General features: G+C 64.4%; 19 protein-coding genes. 9 read left to right on the top strand and 10 right to left on the bottom strand.

The genetic code is table 11. From position 1 onward, the window contains the following. Positions 1–274 precede the first annotated feature (274 nt). The gene (locus AC1DMY_RS08350; RefSeq protein WP_477164493.1) at positions 275–1315 is read left to right on the top strand and encodes an AraC family transcriptional regulator; all 1041 of its coding nucleotides are present in this window, start codon (positions 275–277) and stop codon (positions 1313–1315) included. 15 nt (positions 1316–1330) lie between these two features. Here AC1DMY_RS08350 and AC1DMY_RS08345 read toward each other — a convergent pair whose 3' ends face one another. Next, positions 1331–2722, bottom strand: coding sequence for an aminotransferase-like domain-containing protein (locus AC1DMY_RS08345; RefSeq protein ID WP_477164492.1), 1392 nt, complete (start codon positions 2720–2722; stop codon positions 1331–1333). Positions 2723–2897: 175 nt separating this feature from the next. On the opposite strand from AC1DMY_RS08345, the gene AC1DMY_RS08340 reads away from it, so the two are divergent. Both AC1DMY_RS08340 and AC1DMY_RS08335 read left to right on the top strand, forming a co-directional pair. Beyond that, positions 2898–3278 carry a hypothetical protein gene (locus AC1DMY_RS08340; RefSeq protein WP_477164491.1) on the top strand — a complete coding sequence of 127 codons (381 nt, stop codon included), beginning with the start codon at positions 2898–2900 and terminating at the stop codon, positions 3276–3278. A gap of 5 nt (positions 3279–3283) precedes the next feature. Beyond that, positions 3284–4495 (top strand): alpha/beta fold hydrolase, encoded by a 1212-nt coding sequence (locus AC1DMY_RS08335; protein WP_477164490.1) that lies wholly within the window; start codon positions 3284–3286, stop codon positions 4493–4495. Positions 4496–4531: 36 nt separating this feature from the next. Here the strand turns inward: AC1DMY_RS08335 and AC1DMY_RS08330 are convergent, their stop codons facing one another. The 4 genes from AC1DMY_RS08330 to AC1DMY_RS08315 are packed head-to-tail and all read right to left on the bottom strand — an operon-like array spanning position 4532 to position 7285. Continuing rightward, positions 4532–4735, bottom strand: a complete 204-nt coding sequence (locus AC1DMY_RS08330) for an MliC family protein (RefSeq protein WP_477164489.1) — start codon at positions 4733–4735, stop codon at positions 4532–4534. A 5-nt stretch (positions 4736–4740) separates the two neighbouring features. After that, a complete protein-coding gene (locus tag AC1DMY_RS08325) occupies positions 4741–4917 on the bottom strand; it encodes a hypothetical protein (protein WP_477164488.1) in 177 nt (58 codons plus the stop codon). Beyond that, positions 4914–6575, bottom strand: coding sequence for an alpha/beta hydrolase (locus AC1DMY_RS08320; protein WP_477164487.1), 1662 nt, complete (start codon positions 6573–6575; stop codon positions 4914–4916). The genes AC1DMY_RS08325 and AC1DMY_RS08320 overlap by 4 nt, the downstream gene beginning before the upstream one ends. Positions 6576–6577: 2 nt before the next feature. After that, positions 6578–7285: a MarC family protein gene (locus AC1DMY_RS08315; RefSeq protein WP_477164486.1), complete on the bottom strand. Its 708-nt coding sequence runs from the start codon at positions 7283–7285 to the stop codon at positions 6578–6580. 222 nt (positions 7286–7507) lie between these two features. On the opposite strand from AC1DMY_RS08315, the gene AC1DMY_RS08310 reads away from it, so the two are divergent. Further along, complete coding sequence (locus tag AC1DMY_RS08310; protein WP_477164485.1) at positions 7508–7792, top strand: hypothetical protein; 285 nt, start codon at positions 7508–7510, stop codon at positions 7790–7792. Positions 7793–7895: 103 nt separating this feature from the next. Here the strand turns inward: AC1DMY_RS08310 and AC1DMY_RS08305 are convergent, their stop codons facing one another. Next, positions 7896–9026 carry an FAD-dependent monooxygenase gene (locus AC1DMY_RS08305; protein ID WP_477164484.1) on the bottom strand — a complete coding sequence of 377 codons (1131 nt, stop codon included), beginning with the start codon at positions 9024–9026 and terminating at the stop codon, positions 7896–7898. 81 nt (positions 9027–9107) lie between these two features. Then, on the bottom strand, positions 9108–10034 hold the full coding sequence (locus AC1DMY_RS08300; RefSeq protein ID WP_477164483.1) for a helix-turn-helix domain-containing protein: 927 nt from the start codon (positions 10032–10034) through the stop codon (positions 9108–9110). A gap of 180 nt (positions 10035–10214) precedes the next feature. On the opposite strand from AC1DMY_RS08300, the gene AC1DMY_RS08295 reads away from it, so the two are divergent. Beyond that, positions 10215–10820, top strand: coding sequence for a TetR/AcrR family transcriptional regulator (locus AC1DMY_RS08295; protein WP_477164482.1), 606 nt, complete (start codon positions 10215–10217; stop codon positions 10818–10820). A gap of 376 nt (positions 10821–11196) precedes the next feature. On the opposite strand, the gene AC1DMY_RS08290 is transcribed toward AC1DMY_RS08295, so the two are convergent. Further along, complete coding sequence (locus AC1DMY_RS08290) at positions 11197–11439, bottom strand: hypothetical protein (RefSeq protein ID WP_477164481.1); 243 nt, start codon at positions 11437–11439, stop codon at positions 11197–11199. Between the two features lie 204 nt (positions 11440–11643). On the opposite strand from AC1DMY_RS08290, the gene AC1DMY_RS08285 reads away from it, so the two are divergent. From AC1DMY_RS08285 to AC1DMY_RS08270, 4 genes are all read left to right on the top strand, one after another. Beyond that, positions 11644–11955, top strand: a complete 312-nt coding sequence (locus tag AC1DMY_RS08285) for a hypothetical protein (RefSeq protein ID WP_477164480.1) — start codon at positions 11644–11646, stop codon at positions 11953–11955. Positions 11956–12088: 133 nt separating this feature from the next. After that, positions 12089–13021, top strand: coding sequence for a LysR family transcriptional regulator (locus AC1DMY_RS08280; RefSeq protein WP_477164479.1), 933 nt, complete (start codon positions 12089–12091; stop codon positions 13019–13021). Between the two features lie 195 nt (positions 13022–13216). Continuing rightward, on the top strand, positions 13217–14164 hold the full coding sequence (locus AC1DMY_RS08275) for a helix-turn-helix transcriptional regulator (protein ID WP_477164478.1): 948 nt from the start codon (positions 13217–13219) through the stop codon (positions 14162–14164). A 124-nt stretch (positions 14165–14288) separates the two neighbouring features. Beyond that, entirely contained in the window at positions 14289–15080 is a 792-nt protein-coding gene (locus tag AC1DMY_RS08270; protein ID WP_477164477.1) for a hypothetical protein, read from the top strand. Between the two features lie 18 nt (positions 15081–15098). Here AC1DMY_RS08270 and recJ read toward each other — a convergent pair whose 3' ends face one another. Both recJ and AC1DMY_RS08260 read right to left on the bottom strand, forming a co-directional pair. After that, positions 15099–16814 (bottom strand): single-stranded-DNA-specific exonuclease RecJ, encoded by a 1716-nt coding sequence (gene recJ, locus AC1DMY_RS08265; RefSeq protein ID WP_477164476.1) that lies wholly within the window; start codon positions 16812–16814, stop codon positions 15099–15101. Next, a complete protein-coding gene (locus tag AC1DMY_RS08260) occupies positions 16811–17731 on the bottom strand; it encodes a phosphoglycerate mutase (RefSeq protein WP_477164475.1) in 921 nt (306 codons plus the stop codon). Before AC1DMY_RS08260 ends, recJ begins: the two co-directional genes overlap by 4 nt. Between the last annotated feature and the right edge of the window lie 5 nt (positions 17732–17736).

Here is a 17736-nt window from a genome sequence, read left to right as displayed (position 1 = left end):
GCGCGTGCGAGGGGTTAGGCCAGCTTCATACATACAATTTTCAAAGCTTTGCCCAGACATACTGACAAGTATGTAATCGCGATAATCCGGCCATTTAATGGCTTCAAACGAGCGTTTCAGGCCGACGTGCGCGACCCGGCATAGGCCGAATTTCTAGTTGACTCGGCAAAATTGTATGCATACGATTCGCGCTTTCCTGCAACATTGATCCAATCAATGGCGTGGGACAGGCAGGGGGTTCCGATGGTTGTCCGCCTTTGGGAGGAAAGGACAGATGCATCAGCTCTACGCACACAAGGCGCCGCTCACGTCAGGCCGGCACCGTACCCACCGTCATGCGGCCACGTCCGCGAGCCGTCACGCTGTCGCCGTTCACGGCGAACGCGCCTGGCGGCAGCCCGACATCGATGTGGAGCAGACCGCCCATCCGGTGGTCGCCTCGCACTGGTCGGATCATCGCTCGACGTCGCGCGAGCACGCCGCACAGAGTCCGCACGGCTACTACGTGGCGAGCATCTTCATGCGCTCGACCCAGCTGGCGCTGACTGCCGATACGCACGACGTGCATCACGGCGAATGGCGCTCGGGCAGCTTTCATATGAGTGCACCCGGCCAGCAGCTGCAGGCGCGTTTCGATGCGCCGTGCGAAGTCCTGCACCTGCATCTTTCCGAAGCCTTCGTGCGCCGCATGGCGGTGGCTGCGGATTCGCTGCACCTGATGGCGGCGCCCTCGCCTATCCATCTCCTGCAAGACACCGTGATCGAGCAGCTGGGACGCGCACTGCTTGCCGCCGACGACAAGATGTGTGGCTGGCAATACGCCGAGCGCGTGGCGGCGCCCATCGTGACCCGTTATTTCCATCTGTTGGCGCAAGCGCATCTGCACAGCAGCGAGCCACGGCGCATTGCCCTGCCGCGTTGGCGGCTGCACCGTGTGCACGACTACGTCCAGGCAAATCTGGGAAACCCTGTCACGTTGTCGGACATGGCGTCGGCCGCCGGCCTGTCACCCATGCATTTTGCGGCGCAGTTTCGTGTGGCTACGGGACAGCGTCCGCACGACTATTTGCTCCAGTGCCGCATCGATCGCGCCAAGACCTTGCTGGCATCCACGCACCGATCGCTGATCGACGTCACGCTTGAAGTGGGTTTCTGCACGCAGGCGCATTTCACCACGGTGTTCAAGCGTTTCACCGGCACCACGCCGCACCTGTGGCGCCGCGACAACTACTTTCCGCAAGTCGCGGTGGACAACGGCGTACCGGCGTCATTCAACGGGGCGGCCGTGATCCCGCTGCATCGCTCGACGATCTGAACCGACGATCGACCGTCACACGACGGTCGAGGACATCATCGGCAATTGGGTCAGCAGATCGGCGACCATGCCCAGTCCATTCTTCAGCTGCTCGCGCGTCGCCGATGCGCCCAGCGCAAGGCGCACGGCCTCTGGCGAGCGTCCCACGCCGAATGCTTCATGGCCCACGATGCCTAGGCCGGCATGACGAAGGCCACCCACGAATTCACCGCTGGTCCACGGCTCGGGCAGGCGCAGCCATAGATGAAAGCCTTCGGCAGGTACCACCACCTGTGATGGCGGCAACATGCGTGCAGCGATCGCCAGCCGTTGGTTCGCTTCGGCGCGTATCGCCTTGACCACCTGTTCGGCCGTGCCGTCTTCGATCCAGCGTGAAGTGACCGCGGCGCTCAACGACGACACCGTACCCGAGGTGGCGCGCATCACCGAAGTGAGACGTGCCGCAGACCAGGCTTCCGGTGCTGCCACATAGGCCACCACCAACGAGGGCGACAGGCATTTGGAGAGACCGGCGATGTGATACGTGAGGCCCGGTGCCAGGGTCGCCAGCGGCGGCGGCGCCTGGGTGGTCAATGAACCGTAGTCGTCGTCTTCGATGATCGGCAGGTTGTGGCGTTTCATCACCGCCGCCACCGCTTCGCGCCGCGCGAGCGGCATCGTCACTGTGGTGGGATTGTGCAGCGTTGGCATGCAGTAGAAGGCCTTGGGGCCTTCCGACTCGCACACCGCATCCAGCGCTGCCGGGTCCACGCCATGCTCGTCCGTCGGCACCGGCACCAGGCGGATGCGCAGCAAGGCTGCCAGCGCTCGCACGCCGGGATAGGTGAGCGATTCCACCGCCAGCGTATCGCCCGGCGACAGCAACATGCTCAGGACCGAATGCAGACCGCCTTGCAGGCCGGCGCAGACCAGCACGCGTTCGGCCTCGATGCCGGGTATGCGCGCGCCCAGCCAGCGCGCACCCACCTCACGGTCGTACGGGCTGCCGCCTGGCGGCTGGTAACGCATCAGCAGGTCCGGCCCACGCTCCTGCACGCTGCGCATGCCTTGCCACATGCGCGCGAGCAAGGCCGGGTCGTTGAACTCCGGCGGGTGATTCATGCTCATTTCGACCGCGCCGACCGTCACGGTGCGCGGCGGGGGCAAGGCACGCTTGCGTACAAAGGTGCCGCGACCAACCTCCGCATCCACCAGTTCGCGCCGGGCCGCCTCGGTATAGGCGCGCGTGACCGTGGTGAAGTCGATACCCAGCCAGTCCGCCAGCGCGCGCATGGGTGGCAGGCGGTCGCCGGGCGATAGCCGGCCGGCCTGGATGTCTTCGCCGATGGCGTCGGCGATGGCCAGGTACATCGGCCCTCGGTTAGCCGCCAAACGAGGCTTCCAACTCAGCGGGCGGGGCTTGGCCATCGAGCATGTCCAGTGTATGGATTCATTGTTGCATTGTATGCATGCGGGCGATCAAGTCCACCCCGACCGACACGCCGCGCCCCCATCGTTCGATTTGACAAAGGCCCCTGCAAACCCGAAACGCCCGCAAGCGTCCGATCGCCACAATTCGATGCCATCACCCCTGGCATCGCCCATGAACACCTTCCGACGCATGCTGCCTTCCACCATCACCGCAAGCGAGCAACGCGACGCCCAACGGCGCGCGCTCGACGACGACATCTGCGTCCATATCTTCACGTCGTCCTCGACCATGGTGGGCGTCTGCCTGACTGTGGTCGGCATTCTCCGCGTGGTGGTGACACTGCGCAGCAAGGACGTGTTGGGCGACGACCTGCTGGCCATCAACGCCATGATGTATCTCGCCTCGGCATTGCTTGCCTACTGGGGGCTGCGCACCCGCAACCACAAGCGCAACCATCGATTGGAGTACACGGCCGACGGCATCTTTATCGCCGGCATGGTGTTCACCGTGATCAACACGGGCTTCATCACCTGGGCGATGACGGTCGGATGAGCGCGATGAACATGCAGCGAGGAAAGATCGCGACCGCCGTAGCCTTGTCCATCCTGGGACTGGCCGGCCTGTCGATGTGGAGCGGCGCAGGCATGCCTCAGGCGCACGCTGATGGCGCGTTCTACAACATCGAATCCACCCAGGTGACGGGCGCGCCGGGTTCCATTCTCCGAATCGAAGCGATGGATGGTGCGCCGCTGGGCGCCAGCGCTTATCGCGTGCTTTATCGCTCCACCGGCGTGCATGGCGAGCCGATCGCGGTATCGGGCGTCATCGTGATCCCAGCCGACCCCGCACCCGCAAGCGGTCGCCCGGTGGTTGCCTGGGCACACCCGACCACCGGCGTGGTGCCGCGCTGCGCGCCTTCCGAAGCGCGCTTTGTATTCCAGACCATGATGGGTCTGCGCGACATGGTGCGGCATGGTTATATCGTGGCCGCGACCGACTATCCGGGACTGGGCACCGAAGGCCCGCATCCCTATCTGGTGGGCGACAGCGAAGCGCGCGCGGTGATTGATATCGTGCGCGCCGCCCATCAGGTGCCCAACGCACAGGCCAGCGAACGCTATGCCGTATGGGGTCACTCACAAGGCGGCCAGGCGGCGCTGTTCACCGGCCGGCTGAGTGCAAGCTATGCGCCCGAACTTCAGTTGGTCGGCGTCGCTGCTGCGGCGCCCGCCACGGATCTGAAGACACTGCTACGCGACGATGCGGATACCGATGGCGGTCGCAACGTCACCGCGATGACCTTGTGGTCATGGCAGCGTGTCTACGGCGCGCCCATCGATCAAGTGGTCGAACCTGCTGCGATGCCCGCCGTGGATGCACTGTCGAACGAATGCATCGAATCGCCGCTGGACATGCTGGAACGGCGCTACTCGCAACGCCCGCTCGAACAGCAGTTCCTCTCAGTGAAGGACGTCACCGCGATCGAACCGTGGAAGTCGCTGCTCGACGCCAATGAAGCCAAACCGCTGCCGCCGCAGATCCCCGTCTTCATCGCGCAGGGAGCAGCCGATCGCCTGGTGCTGCCAGCCATCACGCAGGCGTATGTGCAACAGCTCTGCGAAGCCGGCAGCCGCGTTCAATACCTGGAATTGCCGGGTGTCCACCATGGCTTCATCGGCAGCGACAGCGCGCTGCAGGCGGTGGCCTGGATGACGGATCGCTTTGAAGGCAAGCCGGCGCCGAGTACTTGCGCCGCCACAGTTCGCTAAACGAAGGGACGCTCGCAACGACCGTCCCTTCCTCGATCACCGTGACGACGTGCAGCCGCGCACAGTCGGTCGATCCGGATCGACGCGGGCATCGTAAAGATCCGCGCCCCTGCCCTTGCTCCACCAGGTGAAGAAGCCCGCCTGATAACGCACGCCGTCGGCCGACATGGTGCTTACCAGCAGGGTCGGCCTCCCCTGCAACGGGATCAGCGCAAAGCTCTGGCCATTGTTCGAGTTCAAATACGTCACTTTGAAACTGCGCCCACCGGGACAGCGGTAGACGGCGTCGATCGCTTGTCGATCTGGATTTGCGGTATCACCAGCGGACCTGCCAGCGCCTGCACGCTCAAGGGCAGCGTGGCCGCGGACAACAGCAACGAGCACAGACGGCGACGGCCGCGCCCTGCGGCTATGACGTTCATCGGGAAGCAACCTCGGTATTGGGTGGCAGCGGTTGGCCGGGGCGCGCGACGGCGTACATTTCCCAGGCCATCTGCTTCAACAGCGCATTCGGGTCGTTGCCTTGGGCATACAAGTCCATATGCGCCTTGTTGGGAAGAAAGCGGATATCGGCGCGCGCATGCAGGCTGTCCAGCACGATCTGGAACTTGTGCACGGCGCCGTCGAGATACCAGGTGTCATCGGTGCCCACGGCAATATGGATCTTGCCGTCGAGGTCGGGCTTCAACGCGGGCCAGTGTTCCTGCACGTAATGGGCGATGTCGTAATGCTCGATCCAGTAATCGCGCACCAGCGGATCGACATCGCCGGTCGCGCGGTCAAACAACTTCATCGGCGTGCCGTCGACATTGCGTGGCGAAAACACCCACTCGTACGACGAGAGCTGACCACCGTAGGGGCCCAGCACCTGCTCCAGGCGCGCCGCGTCGGCGAAGGAGCCTTCCGCGTGGAAATGCACGCGGTCGATCGGCCACGGCGTGCCGTCGGGCCGGCGATAGAGATTCACGTTGGTCGCGTAGAGATTCACACCGGAGAAATCGTGGAAGTCCACCGGATCGGGCGAGGTCGACCAGGTACCGCCAAACACCTTGGGATAGTGCGTCTGCAGCCACAGCGTTGCCCAGCCGCCCGAGGAGTGCCCGGTCAGCAGGCGCCCCTGGGCGTTGCCATCCATGCGATAGCGCGATTCCAGATACGGAATCAGCTCATCGACCAGCGCATCGCCCCAAGGTCCGTTGTTCACCGAATCGGCGAACTCATGCGTGCCGGTGGGGCTGGACTGATCGAGGAACACCCAGATCATCGGCGGCATGCTGCCCTGCCTCATGGCCAGGTGCACGTTGACCAGATCATCCACCAAGCTGTTTTCGACGCCTCCATAGCCGTGGGTGAAATACACGGTGGGATAGCGGCGCTCGGGCGATGCGTCGTAGCCCGGCGGCAGCAGCACCCAGCCGCGCATGTTGATGTCGCGTCCCCAGAAGGACGATAGCCGCACGCTCTTACGTTGCAGGATCACCGTGTGTGCCCGCGCATCGCCTGCGTCGGCGCGAACCGCCGGACTCTCCCACGGTAGGGACCAGGGTTCGTCCCGGGTATGCACGGCCACCAGTTTCAGCACCGGTGGCGTGATGGCCGGCAGGGTGACGCTCACCACGGGGCTGATCAAGTCCCCCGTATCGCGCCCGCTGTAGTTGTAGTTGTGATCCTGGTCGAGCACCGCCTGCACCATGTATTCACCGGGAGGCAGATGTGAGAAGCCGGTTGGGAATGCCAAGGCGTCTGTGTCGATCTCGACGGTCTTTCCAGGAGAAAGTCGCGCGATTTCACGTGCGGCCACGGCGGCCCTGTTCGGATGCCACGCGTCTGCATCAACGGACGCCACCACGCCGCCCGCCGCCGAGGCGCGAGCAGCACGTGCCGGCGTGGCAAACAGCAATAGTCGGCCGGACACTGGCTGGGTCGATGCGCCATCCAGCTTCACCAGGAAGATCGGCGGCTTGCGCGCGGCTTGCCACAGCAAGGCCGCGCGTACTGAGATGGACGCAACGGCAATCATCGCAACCAGGCAGCCCGCGAGGATTTTCCAGGCTGCACGGGATGAGGTCTCGGCACTCATGGCTAGGACATCAACGACGCGGCGCCGTGCAGCGAATCGAGCAAGCCGGACAGACCGCTCCAGAAAATCTGCACGCCAATGCAGAAAATCACGAAGGCAAACAGGCGCATCACGACCTGCGTGCCCACCTCGCCAAGAAAACGCTGCAAGCGGCAGGCATAGCGCACGCACAGATAGATCGCGATGCTCAGCACGATCAGCGCCACGGCGACGCCTGCCACATGCACCGGCAGCGGTCCCTCCTTCGGCGAACCTGTACCCAGCGCGATGGCCACGGCGATGGCGCCAGGACCCACCGTCATCGGCAACGTCAGCGGATAGAACGCCTGCATGCGCAGCGTCATGCTACCGCCCGGCATCTCTTCGTGATCACGGTCCTGGCGCTCGTCTTCACGTGCCTGCAGAAGCTTCCAGCCGGCCACGGCCACGATGATGCCGCCCGCGACGCGCAGCACGGGGATCGAGATGCCGAAGAAGGCCAGCACGTAGGCGCCCAGCAGGAGCGATGCCGTCAGCAGGATCACACTGTTCAGCGTGATATTGCGCGCGAGCTCGGACCGTTCCATCTCTGTCGCATGCGGCACCATGCCGAGCACGATGAAACCCACTGCCGGCGGATTGATGATCGGCAGCAGGCTGGCCAGGATAAACAGCGTGGTTTTGACGAATTCCTGCAGCATGGCGGTGGCAACGGTGGTGGGTCGCCGCACATGTTCGGGGTTGTCGCCATGGCAGGCTTTCCGGTTGCCACGCGCCCTTTCCAAAACGAACGACGGCCGCGCGATCGCCACAGGCGTCGTGTGATTTCGAAAAGCCGCGTGCGGTCAGGAAATCTCTCCTGCAGCGCTCTGCCTAACCTACGCTCGCAGGCCATCCAGGCAGGACAGCGCCACCGGCCATAACCGCAGATCCCCAATCCGAGACTCGTCACCATGAAGAAAGCACTATTCATCGGCATCATCCTCGGTGCCGCCTCCACCTTCGGTTGCGCCACCATGGCGCAGCAGGGTTCCCCCTATGTGGACATCGGCTACCGCCACGGCAACCTGCGCAATGCGCAGGAGCACATCGTCCAGGCCTGGCAGCTGGTCAGCGATGCGCAGGTCGACAACGACTCGCGCCTGGGCGGCCACGCCGGACGCGCGAAGCAATTGCTGAGCGAGGCCAACGAAGAGCTGCGACTCGCAGCCGACGTTGCGAACGAACACGGTCGCTAAGTCCGACGCAACATCACGACACCCGGCACATGGCGACATCTGCCGGGTGTCGTTGTTTCTGGTGCAGCCCCGACAATCGTCAGATCGCCGAGGCTGGCTTGATTCAAGCCGCCACGTTCAACAAGTCGTCCAGCACGATGCCGTTTTTCGCGCGCGTGAGCTGGTCGTCGGGCACGTGGCCGCGACGCTCCAGATCCACCAAGGCCTGGTTGAGATCGACAAACGGACGCATGCGCTGCTCGTAGGCCGCAAATGCACGGGCCATATCAGCAGGCGTCCGTTGCAGTTCGCGAGCCAGCACCAGCGCACCGACCAGCGCCAGACTGGTGCCCTGCCCCGAGAACGGCGACGCGCAGTGCGCCGCATCGCCCGCCAGCACCACCCGCCCCTGTGACCACGACGGCATGTGGATCTGGGCCAGCTCGTTGAAGTAGAACTGCTCGGCGTCCTGCATGACATCGATGAGCGGCCGGAACATGCCGCCCAGACCGGCGCACTTGGCCGTCACGATGGCTTTTTGCGCCAACACATCATCACGCGGTGCGTCCATGCCATCAGTGCCGAAGCCAACCCCAATGCGCAATTGCCGTTGATCCAGGCTGGGGTAGATCACGCAGCCCACGCCCTCTCCGCGATGGGCGAGCTGCCAATGATCAAGACCGATCTGGTTGGGGGTGGTGAACATCGCAAGCACGACACCCAGCGGTTTCACGAACGCATCCTCGTGCGCAAAGCTGAGCTTGCGCACGTTGGAATACACCCCGTCTGCACCCACCACCAGGTCGAATCGAGCATCGGCACGGTGCTGGAAGGAAACCGTCACGCCGTCATCGTCCTGCGCCAGCGAACGAATGCTGTCGCCAAGCATGTAGTGGACACGCTCACCCGCCTGTTCCATCAATAGCCGGCACAAGTCGTCGCGGAAGATCTCGATATCGTCGCTGTCCAGACGCCCGGCGCTGTAGGTACGCTCTTCGGTGCGTTCCACCTCATTGCCCTGCTCATCCAGCGTCGACATGCCGCGCAGCTGAGTGCGTTTCTCGCGAATCGCCTCATCCAGACCCATGGCTTTCACGACGTCCAGCGCGACGCCGCGAATATCGACCGCCTGCCCGCCGCCGCGCCACTCGGGCGCGCGCTCCACCACGGTGACCTGAAAGCCCGCGTTGTCCAGCCAGTACGCCAGCGCCAGACCGGCGACGCCGCCACCTGAAATCAGTACGTTCCTGCTCATGGATAGACCTGCGGCAAAGTGAGATGAAAGAGTGATCGTCGTTGCGCAAAACGCATGTGGACGTCCCGGGGCAACGCCGTTTCAATCCACCTGATACAAGCGGCTGCGGCGCCACTGCATCGGCGTGGTCTGCTCGAAGTTCTTGAACACCGTGGTGAAGTGCGCCTGCGTGCGAAAGCCCACGCTGATGGCGATATCGATCAGCGAGCGCGAGGCGTCCGTCAGCAAGGCCTTGGCATGTTGGATGCGACACTGCAGCAGATAGTGATGCGGGCGCTGGCCCGTGGCCGCGCGAAACTGAGCGGCAAAATGCATCGGCGACATGCCGGCTGCCGTCGCCATGTCAGCCAGGCTGATCGCATCGGAGACATGTTCCTTGACGTAGGCGGTCACCCGCTGCAGGCGCCAACGCGGCAAGGCCTTGCTCGTGTTGCGGGACTCGGCGCCGCGGCGCATCTGCAGCACACCCAGGCGTGCCACGATCACTTCGACCATGTGCCGGGAGAACGCCGCATCCGATTCGCCCGGAGCCGCATTGATCAGCATCTTGGTGAGTTGCAGCAGCGTGGCATCCGCGGGCATGTCGTGCGCCGGCAGCGCCGATGCCGGTGCTTCCGACACCGACAGATTGCGCCAGTGGGACGCCGGAATACACAGCATCAAACCTTCGCGCGCACCCTGCCAATGGGTACGCACCACCTGGCGCGCATGACTGATATGCACGCTGCCCTCGCCCATCTCGCCCAGATTCAACCACTGCGTACCCAGCGACACGGCCAACGAGCAAGGCGCCATGAGGATGCGCACCATCACGGCGTCCGCTGGGGTCTGCTCGATCTGCGTGCGCGGCGCATCCATCTGATGGCGCAACACTGAAGCGGTGACTTCGCCGGCATCGCGCGGCGCCAAGACGTTTTCGTCGCACTCGCCGGCGGCGGGATCCGGCCAGGTCGGCAGGATTGAGTTGGCGGACGGCATGGGTACAGAGGACAGGATCGCGGGTTGCATGTCGGTCTCCCACCGGGCGGGGCGTCCGGTGAAGTTTCTCGTCGGGTGATGCCTTTACGAGGTGGCTGGTCGGGGAATGGGGCCGCGCTTCGCGACCGCCCATCTTTACACTGTCTAGATAGTTTGGGTGGGCCCGAACCCCTTGTCAACAAAAATCTTTACAGTGGTAAGATGCCTTTTATGAAAAGCACCCCGTATCACCACGGCGACCTGCGCGAGGCTCTTCTCACGGCCGCTGAGACCATTCTTCGCCGAGACGGCTTGCTCGCCCTCACCCTGCGCGCCACGGCGCGGGAAGCAGGCGTCTCTCATGCGGCCCCCGGCTATCACTTCGGCGACCTGCCGGGCTTGCTCACCGAACTTGCCGCAGTGGGTCTGCGTCGGCTGAGCGAGCAATTGAAGGCGATCAAATCCTCACCCGAGCGACGCACCTGGGATGCGGCGCGCGCCTACCTCGCTTTTGCACGTGCCCATCCCGCGCTGTTCCAACTGATGTTCCAGTCCGACCGACTGGAGCCTGGCCGTCCATCGCTGGTGGAGGCGCGCACCGAAGCAATCCGGCAGCTGGCACAGACGCGCGGCATCGGCGAGAGCGAGCCCTCATTGGCCCAACTGGGGCATATCACCGGTGGCTGGGCGATCGTGCACGGTTTCGCCATGCTGCTGCTCGACGGACGACTCGCCCCATTGCTGGCGGCCATGCCCGAAGGATCGGCGCCCGAAGATTTGTTCGAGGCGATGCTCGCTTCTGCAGAAAACGGCCTGATCAGCAGCTCGCGCAGCTGATCGGCCATGGCGACATGCGTCGCATGCACGCGTCAATCCGGGAAAGCACACCACCCGCATTCCTGCGTTGCGTCCTGATGATCAGGAAAGCATGCATGGAGCGTGCATCGCGATGATGCAGGCTTAATGGCAGCGCGCGAGCGATGCAGGGGCATCGCGTGCATGCAGTAGCGGATCTGCGGACGGCCGGGATTGGGGTGGAATCCCGCTGGGGAGCCATGACGACAGAGAACGCGAGAGCCAGCCTGTCCGTGTGCCGGGCTCCTGCATGCACGTCTCGCAGGAATGCGGTGGGTGCATGCATAGCTTGCCGAGATGAACACGCAATCGCTTTTCGAATCGCACGAACGGCTTTCAAAACGAACGGCTCGTTACCTCAAGCCGTAGGCGAGCCGTGCGCCACGCCAAGGCCATGGCGTTCGAGTATCGCGTAGAGATGCTGCCACCAGCAGCGTCGATCGCTGACGCTGTCCAGCGCCGACGGCACCACCGGCAGGCATTCAAAGGCGCGCCACACGTCGTCCGATGGTGTGCCGTCAGAAGTGAGTCGACTCAGGCGATCATCCAGTTCGCTGAAGGGTGAAAGCTGGCACGGCGATTTTTTCTTCAAGCGTCCCATGGCGGATTCCACATCGAGAGGTGATGTCACGTTAGGCCGCCGCTGGCAGGCAGGTTTTCCAAAGACGCCGGTGTTTTGCCGATTGCCACGATGCCGATCACGGGCGTGGCTTTCGGAAAATGCGGCTGCTTCCGCGCAAACCGGCAGGCTCAAAACGCAGCACCATGGTTTTGACGCACGAATCGACGTGCGCGAGGAAGAGCTATGTCCTGGTACATGGTGTTCAGTGGCGACCTGCTGATCGGCTGGTCGAGACTGGAAGCAGGCGACCGCATGAAGGCGACGGCTTTCGGCAGCTTCGTGGCCTCCCACCACTACGGCACGTTGCAGCCGGATTTCATCGCCTGCCGAGAGGACGATCAGGTGCTGATGGGCTTGCATGTCGTCGGCAGCGACGGCGTGCTCCAGGCTGTCTCGGTCCATATTGCCGATTACAGCGACTACGGCGAGGGTATCGAGATAGCCGTCTACGGCATTTCCGAGCCGCCATTCGACGAGCTGTTTCCGTGCAGCTGAACCGCCTCATTTCGTAAAAGCACGATGGCGGGCCGCCATACGGTGGCGCGCGTGGGCGCATGCCCCGATACTTCTTGCGTTTGTGCCGACGTCTGAGCCAGAGCGACTAGCGGCCGTCCATGGGAGCGCCCTCGTGCAGTTTCGTCATTTGCGCTATTTCGCCAAGATCGTGGAAGCGGGCAGCTTCTCCCGCGCGGCGGCGCTCATCCATATCGCTCAGCCCGCACTGAGCAAACAGATTGCCGAGTTGGAAGACGAGTTCGGCGTCACCCTGCTCCACCGCAGCGCACGCGGCGTCACGCCCACGGCTGCCGGTGAGGTGCTTTACCAGGAAGCGCTGAAACTCATCCGGCAGGTGGACGACCTGCCCGCCGTGGTGCGCTCCGCGCAAGGGGAGATCCAGGGCGTGGTGTGTTTTGGCATGGCCTCGACCATGGCGCCAGCACTGACCGGCAAGATGATGGAGATCTGCCGCGCCACCTTGCCCAAGATCACGTTGCGCTTCATTACCGGCGACAGCGAAACGCTGCGCGACAAAGTGGCCGCCAAGACCATCGACCTGGCCATCGTGTTCGAGAACGGGCCGGAGACCGGCTTCACCCGCGAGGTGCTGTTCCGCCAGCGGCTTTATCTCGCCAGCCGCAAACAGCAGGGCAAAGCGGAGAAGTCGACGACACTGGCGAAGATCGCGCAGCTGCCGCTGATGCTGCCCACGCCGACCAATGTGCTGCGCAAGGCACTGGACCGGGAACTGGCCGCCGCCGGCTTGCACGCCGAACCGGTGGCCGAGTCGGATCTGTTCGACGTGGTGCTGTCCGCCGTGGAGACGGGATTGGGGCACGCCATCCTGCCCAAAGGCGACTTCACCGATATGCCCGGACACCCGGATATCGCCACCACGCCGATCGAGCCGCCGATCTATCTCACCGCCTGCCTGATCACCTCACGGGACAAGCCGCTGAGCCGAGCGGCCTCGGCGATCGAGGCCCAATTGCTGGGCTTTATTCGCAGCCAGGTCGGCGCGTCCGCCTTCAAGGGCGCCGAATGGGTGGACGCCGAGCCATAACCGGCCGTTATGCCCGCATAGCGAAACAGTATTTTCTTTCGAGGCGGCACAAGCACAGACTCTGCTGCAACGCACAAGCAAGGCTTTCGCCGCACCGCTCCCGCCTCCTCCTTTCGGAACCCGCCGCACCGGCGCCTTCCATCCCTCGATCGCCATTATTCGAACCGGCATGCCATCCGCCGGAACGGAGAAGTCATGTCTACCGTCGCCAAATCCCGCACCTTGAACCGGGCCTTCGCCGCCAAGGCCCACTCCGCCACCCGCGCCCTGCTCGATCGCTGCGCCGCTGCGAATACCCACTGGCAGCAGCTGTCCCTGCAGGCCGACCCGCGCACGACGCAGGCAAAGGCATCCATCTGGAGTCACCAGGGCATCGGCTCCACCCATTGGGAGGCCACCACGCCGCAGGACGCCTATGCCGTGTTGCTGCTGCTCGACGACGCCCGCCTATCCCTGCGTAGCGATGCCCACGAACTGCAGGAACGCGCCTGCGACGCTGGTTCGTATTACGTGAGCCGACCCGGCGAGTCGGTCAGCGTGACGTGCCCGGGCAACTGCCGGGCGCTGTATGTGGAACTGCCCGTGCAGCTGTTCTGGTCCGCCGATGAAGCCAGCCACGTCTGCTTTTCGATGGGGCCGGCGCATGACGCCTTGCTGCTGCAGCTGGCCCGCACGCTGCTGGAAATGCATGGCGAAAGCCGCGAGCACGCGTTGGCCACGCAGGTGCTGGAGTTGTTCGTCGATCGCCTGCGCCATCTTCGTGCGGCCGCTGCACCGATGGCCTGCGCCGTGAAGAGAACCGTGTTGCCGCAATGGCGCCTGCAGCGCGTCGACGACTTCGTGAAGGCGCACCTGTCCGAACACATCACGCTCAACGACATGGCCGCTGCGGCTGGCTTGTCGCCCATGCATTTCGCCGCCCAGTTCCGCGCAGCCACCGGTTTCCGTCCGCACCACTACCTGTTGTTGTGCCGCATGGAGCACGCCAAGCAGCTGATCGCCGAGATGCCGCGCTCGATGCTGGATGTGGCGCTCGAGGTGGGCTTCCACACGCAGGCGCACTTCACCACCGTGTTCAAGCGCCTCACCGGCAAGACGCCCAGCCAATGGCGCGGCGACGCCCTGCGGGCACAGCACGTTTAGACGTCCGCGGTCGTGCGAATCGGAAAAAGCAACGGCACAGCCGAAAAACCCAGCAGACCCGCCTGTCTAACATGCACGTATCGGCCGTCCCCACGGCAGCTGCGACCCACACCAGGCACTCGCCATGACATCGTCACTCGCGCCAGGCCGGCAGCCGTCTCCCCGGCGTATCACGCTCCCGGCACGCAACAAGCTCAATCGCCTTCGCGAACGCATGCTGGACAAGGTCTGGCAACGGACCATGGCGCGACGCGGCTACGCGTGGCTGGGTGATGCGCTCGGCGGCGCAAAGCCCTTGTGCCCCCATACATCGACGCCCTATCGCTCGACCGCGATGGCGCTAGGCAGCGAGGATCCGGAAGGCGCCATGCTGCTTGGCACGGGCAGCAGTCTGGCCGAGCAACTGGAGGCCATCGACAGTCAGTTCGTGAAGGACATCCTGGTCAGGCGCGCGGCCTGCGCGATGGCCGAACTCCATCGTGACGGCGGCTATCTCGGTTATGCACGCGCCGAATATATGGAAATCATGGGCAACGAAGTCGGCTTCGCCGAGCTCGAATGCGATGCCTGCGACCGCCTGGATATCGCTACCGCGCAAACACGCGACTGGCTGCTGTTCACCGTCAGCGTCGCGCCGCATTACGAGGAGCGCAGCAATGATCTGGCCGCCATCCTGTTCCGCGCCATGCGCGTACTGCCGGAAGCCCCTACCGACATGCTGCGTCAAACGGCAGACAACCTTGCCGCGCTCGAGCATCCGTGGTGCCGGTTTCTGGGCCGCAACGTCAAGGCCATGCGCACGGCCGTGCTGGCGATCCGCATACGCTATGCATGGAAGGCTGCGCCGACCTCGTCGATCCATGCACTCTCGTCCAGGCCGAACCACGCGCTATTGCGTTACCTCGATCTGCGTTGAGGCGTCTTGCCGGCTGGCTCAGATGGGCTCGAGGTAGCGCAGCAGCAAGCGGGCGCTCTCGCGGCCCTGCCAGTCATTGATCACCAGCTCGTAGGCAGCGCGCAACACTGCTGGCGGTGGCGAGCCTTCGTAGGCGTTGAACATCACAGCGTCGTGCACCGAGCCGTCGCGTGGATCGCGCAGGCTCAGCCGCAGATGCCGCTCGCCCATCACGCGCCAGCTCGCACATTCGAACACGTTGTCGAATACCGGCTCGGGAAATGCCTGGCCCCAGGGACCAGCGGCGCGCAACTGTCGCGCCAGTTCCAAGGTCGCCGCGCCAACAGGCAACTCGCCATCGGTGTGCTGCACGGCCTGCAGCTGATCGTCGTCCAGCCACTCGCGTGCAATGGTGTCGAAGGCCGCGGCGAACCGTGGATAGTCTTCGGTGCGCAGGCTCAGTCCGGCGGCCATCGCATGACCGCCAAAGCGCGCAATGAGGCCCGGATGGCGCGCATCGATCATCGCCAGCGCGTCGCGGATGTGGAAACCGGCAATGGAGCGCGCAGAGCCGCGCAGCTCGTCCTGCATCTCCTCGCTAGCCGGTGCAAACGCGATCACCGGGCGATGCAAACGTTCTTTGAGTTTGGACGCCACCAGTCCCACCACGCCGGCATGCCAGCTCGGTTCGAACAAGGCCACGCCCACCGCGTCGATGTCCGCCGTGCGCGACACCATCACCTCCGCCTCGGCCACCATGGTGGCCTGCAACTCGCGGCGTTCCTGATTGATGGAACTAAGCAGCTCGGCGTAACGACGCGCCTGCACGGGATCATCAGTCAGCAGGCACTCGACGCCGATGCGCATATCTTCGAGCCGACCCGCCGCATTGAGTCGAGGCCCAATCGCATAACCCAGATCGCTGGCGCACAGCGCCGCCGCGCTGCGCTGGCTGGTCTCCACCAGCGCCGCCACGCCGGCATGAGCACGGCCGCTGCGCACGCGCCGCAGCCCCGCTTCCACCAGCACGCGGTTGTTGAAATCCAGCGGCACCAGATCGGCCACGGTGCCCACCGCCACCAGATCGAGCAGCACGGACAGATCCGGCTCGCCGCCCGCGGGAAAGTTGCCCTGCTCGCGCAGCGATGCACGCAACGCGAGCAGCAGATAGAACATCACGCCCACGCCTGCCAGCGCCTTGCTCGGGAACGCGTCGCCATTGAGGTTGGGATTGACCATCGCATCGGCGCTGGGCAATTGCTCGCCCGGCAAATGATGATCGGTAACGATTACGCGGATGCCGCGCGCCTGCGCCGCGGCAACGCCGGCCACGCTGGCCACACCGTTGTCCACGGTGACGATGAGCTGCGGCGTGGGCTGCAACGATTCGACCAGCGCGGGACTCAGGCCGTAGCCATGCACGAAGCGATTGGGTACGGCGTAGTTGACTCTGCGCGCGCCCAGCATGCGCAGGCCGCGCACGGCCACGGCGGTACCGGTGGCGCCGTCGCAGTCGTAGTCGCCGGCGATCAGGATGGTCCAATCGTCGCGTATGGCTTCCGACAACAAGGCAACGGCCTGGTCCAGGCCACCCATCTGCCGTGGCGAAAGCAGACGCGCGAGACGGTATTCGGCATCCAGCGGCGACAACACGCCGCGTGCCGCGAACACTTGCTGCAAGACCGGATGGACGTCCGCGCCCCAACCTTCGGGGCTGCCCTGAGGCACGCGTCGACGAAGACTATTGCGCTTCAAGAGCGGCTCCCGCGCCACAGGCGCAAGCGATGCCAGGGACGGTGCAGCCAGCGTTCGCTGCTGGCAAAGTTCAGCTGCAACGGATGTCGCTTGGCCAAGGCGAGCAGGCTCGGCGTCCAGCGCATGGCAAGCTCGTCCTCCGGCAGGTCTTGCAGATCAATCAGCGAGCCCGGCAACGCCGCTGCAACCGACGACTCTGTACGCCCCGCCACGGCAATGCCTGCCTGCGTCGCCAGCGCGCGCAACAGCAGATCATCGCCAACAACTTGGTTAAGCGAGGTACGCACGGCTTGCGGCAGCGCGCCACCGCCCCACAGCCACACATGATTGATCGGCGGCACGCCGCGCTGACGTCGCTCGGCATTGAGCGGATGCTGATGCAGGATCACCTGCACCTCGGTGAGCAGGATGCGCCAGCGCCGCCCTTCCACGCCTTGCGGCAAGTGGTAGTAAAGGTCCTCGCCCAGCGCCTGCTCGGGAGCGGCAAACTCCGGCAGCGTGGTATCGGCAGACAAGCGCACGTGCCACCGATCGGGCGAGGAGACGATGAGCGCCATGTCGGCTTCGTCAAACAAGGGCTTGAGCGGCTCGGCAAACGCTTGCGCGTCGTCCATCGACAACTGCATCTGCCCACAGGCCAGCAGGCGTGCACCGTTGAGATCGGGTTGCACCCACGCGGGATCGGCGCATAGCCAACGATCGCTGGCTGCATCGCCGGCAATCAGCTGGCGCGTGAGCGCCGCGGCCGGCAGCGGGTCGGGCGCATCAAAGCGCTCGCTTAAACCCGCCATGTAACCCCGTGCGCCATCGGCCAGACGATCGGCCTTGCGCACAAGACCGCGCAACGGATGATCGGGCGCCAATCGCGCGAGATTCGGCAGCCAGACATCGATCGCGTGAGGGGCCGAATCGTGCATGGCCA

This window comes from Dyella sp. 01L423 (assembly GCF_056399945.1).
This window is presented reverse-complemented; position numbering and strand designations above follow the sequence as displayed.

What these genes read in the sequence shown, in the direction of transcription:
- AC1DMY_RS08350 (WP_477164493.1), top strand. Translation starts at nt 275, where the DNA reads ATGCATCAGCTCTACGCACACAAGGCGCCGCTCACGTCAGGCCGGCAC.
- AC1DMY_RS08345 (WP_477164492.1), bottom strand. Translation starts at nt 2,722, where the DNA reads ATGGCCAAGCCCCGCCCGCTGAGTTGGAAGCCTCGTTTGGCGGCTAAC.
- AC1DMY_RS08340 (WP_477164491.1), top strand. Translation starts at nt 2,898, where the DNA reads ATGAACACCTTCCGACGCATGCTGCCTTCCACCATCACCGCAAGCGAG.
- AC1DMY_RS08335 (WP_477164490.1), top strand. Translation starts at nt 3,284, where the DNA reads ATGAACATGCAGCGAGGAAAGATCGCGACCGCCGTAGCCTTGTCCATC.
- AC1DMY_RS08325 (WP_477164488.1), bottom strand. Translation starts at nt 4,917, where the DNA reads ATGAACGTCATAGCCGCAGGGCGCGGCCGTCGCCGTCTGTGCTCGTTG.
- AC1DMY_RS08320 (WP_477164487.1), bottom strand. Translation starts at nt 6,575, where the DNA reads ATGAGTGCCGAGACCTCATCCCGTGCAGCCTGGAAAATCCTCGCGGGC.
- AC1DMY_RS08310 (WP_477164485.1), top strand. Translation starts at nt 7,508, where the DNA reads ATGAAGAAAGCACTATTCATCGGCATCATCCTCGGTGCCGCCTCCACC.
- AC1DMY_RS08305 (WP_477164484.1), bottom strand. Translation starts at nt 9,026, where the DNA reads ATGAGCAGGAACGTACTGATTTCAGGTGGCGGCGTCGCCGGTCTGGCG.
- AC1DMY_RS08300 (WP_477164483.1), bottom strand. Translation starts at nt 10,034, where the DNA reads ATGCAACCCGCGATCCTGTCCTCTGTACCCATGCCGTCCGCCAACTCA.
- AC1DMY_RS08295 (WP_477164482.1), top strand. Translation starts at nt 10,215, where the DNA reads ATGAAAAGCACCCCGTATCACCACGGCGACCTGCGCGAGGCTCTTCTC.
- AC1DMY_RS08290 (WP_477164481.1), bottom strand. Translation starts at nt 11,439, where the DNA reads ATGGGACGCTTGAAGAAAAAATCGCCGTGCCAGCTTTCACCCTTCAGC.
- AC1DMY_RS08285 (WP_477164480.1), top strand. Translation starts at nt 11,644, where the DNA reads ATGTCCTGGTACATGGTGTTCAGTGGCGACCTGCTGATCGGCTGGTCG.
- AC1DMY_RS08275 (WP_477164478.1), top strand. Translation starts at nt 13,217, where the DNA reads ATGTCTACCGTCGCCAAATCCCGCACCTTGAACCGGGCCTTCGCCGCC.
- AC1DMY_RS08270 (WP_477164477.1), top strand. Translation starts at nt 14,289, where the DNA reads ATGACATCGTCACTCGCGCCAGGCCGGCAGCCGTCTCCCCGGCGTATC.
- AC1DMY_RS08260 (WP_477164475.1), bottom strand. Translation starts at nt 17,731, where the DNA reads ATGCACGATTCGGCCCCTCACGCGATCGATGTCTGGCTGCCGAATCTC.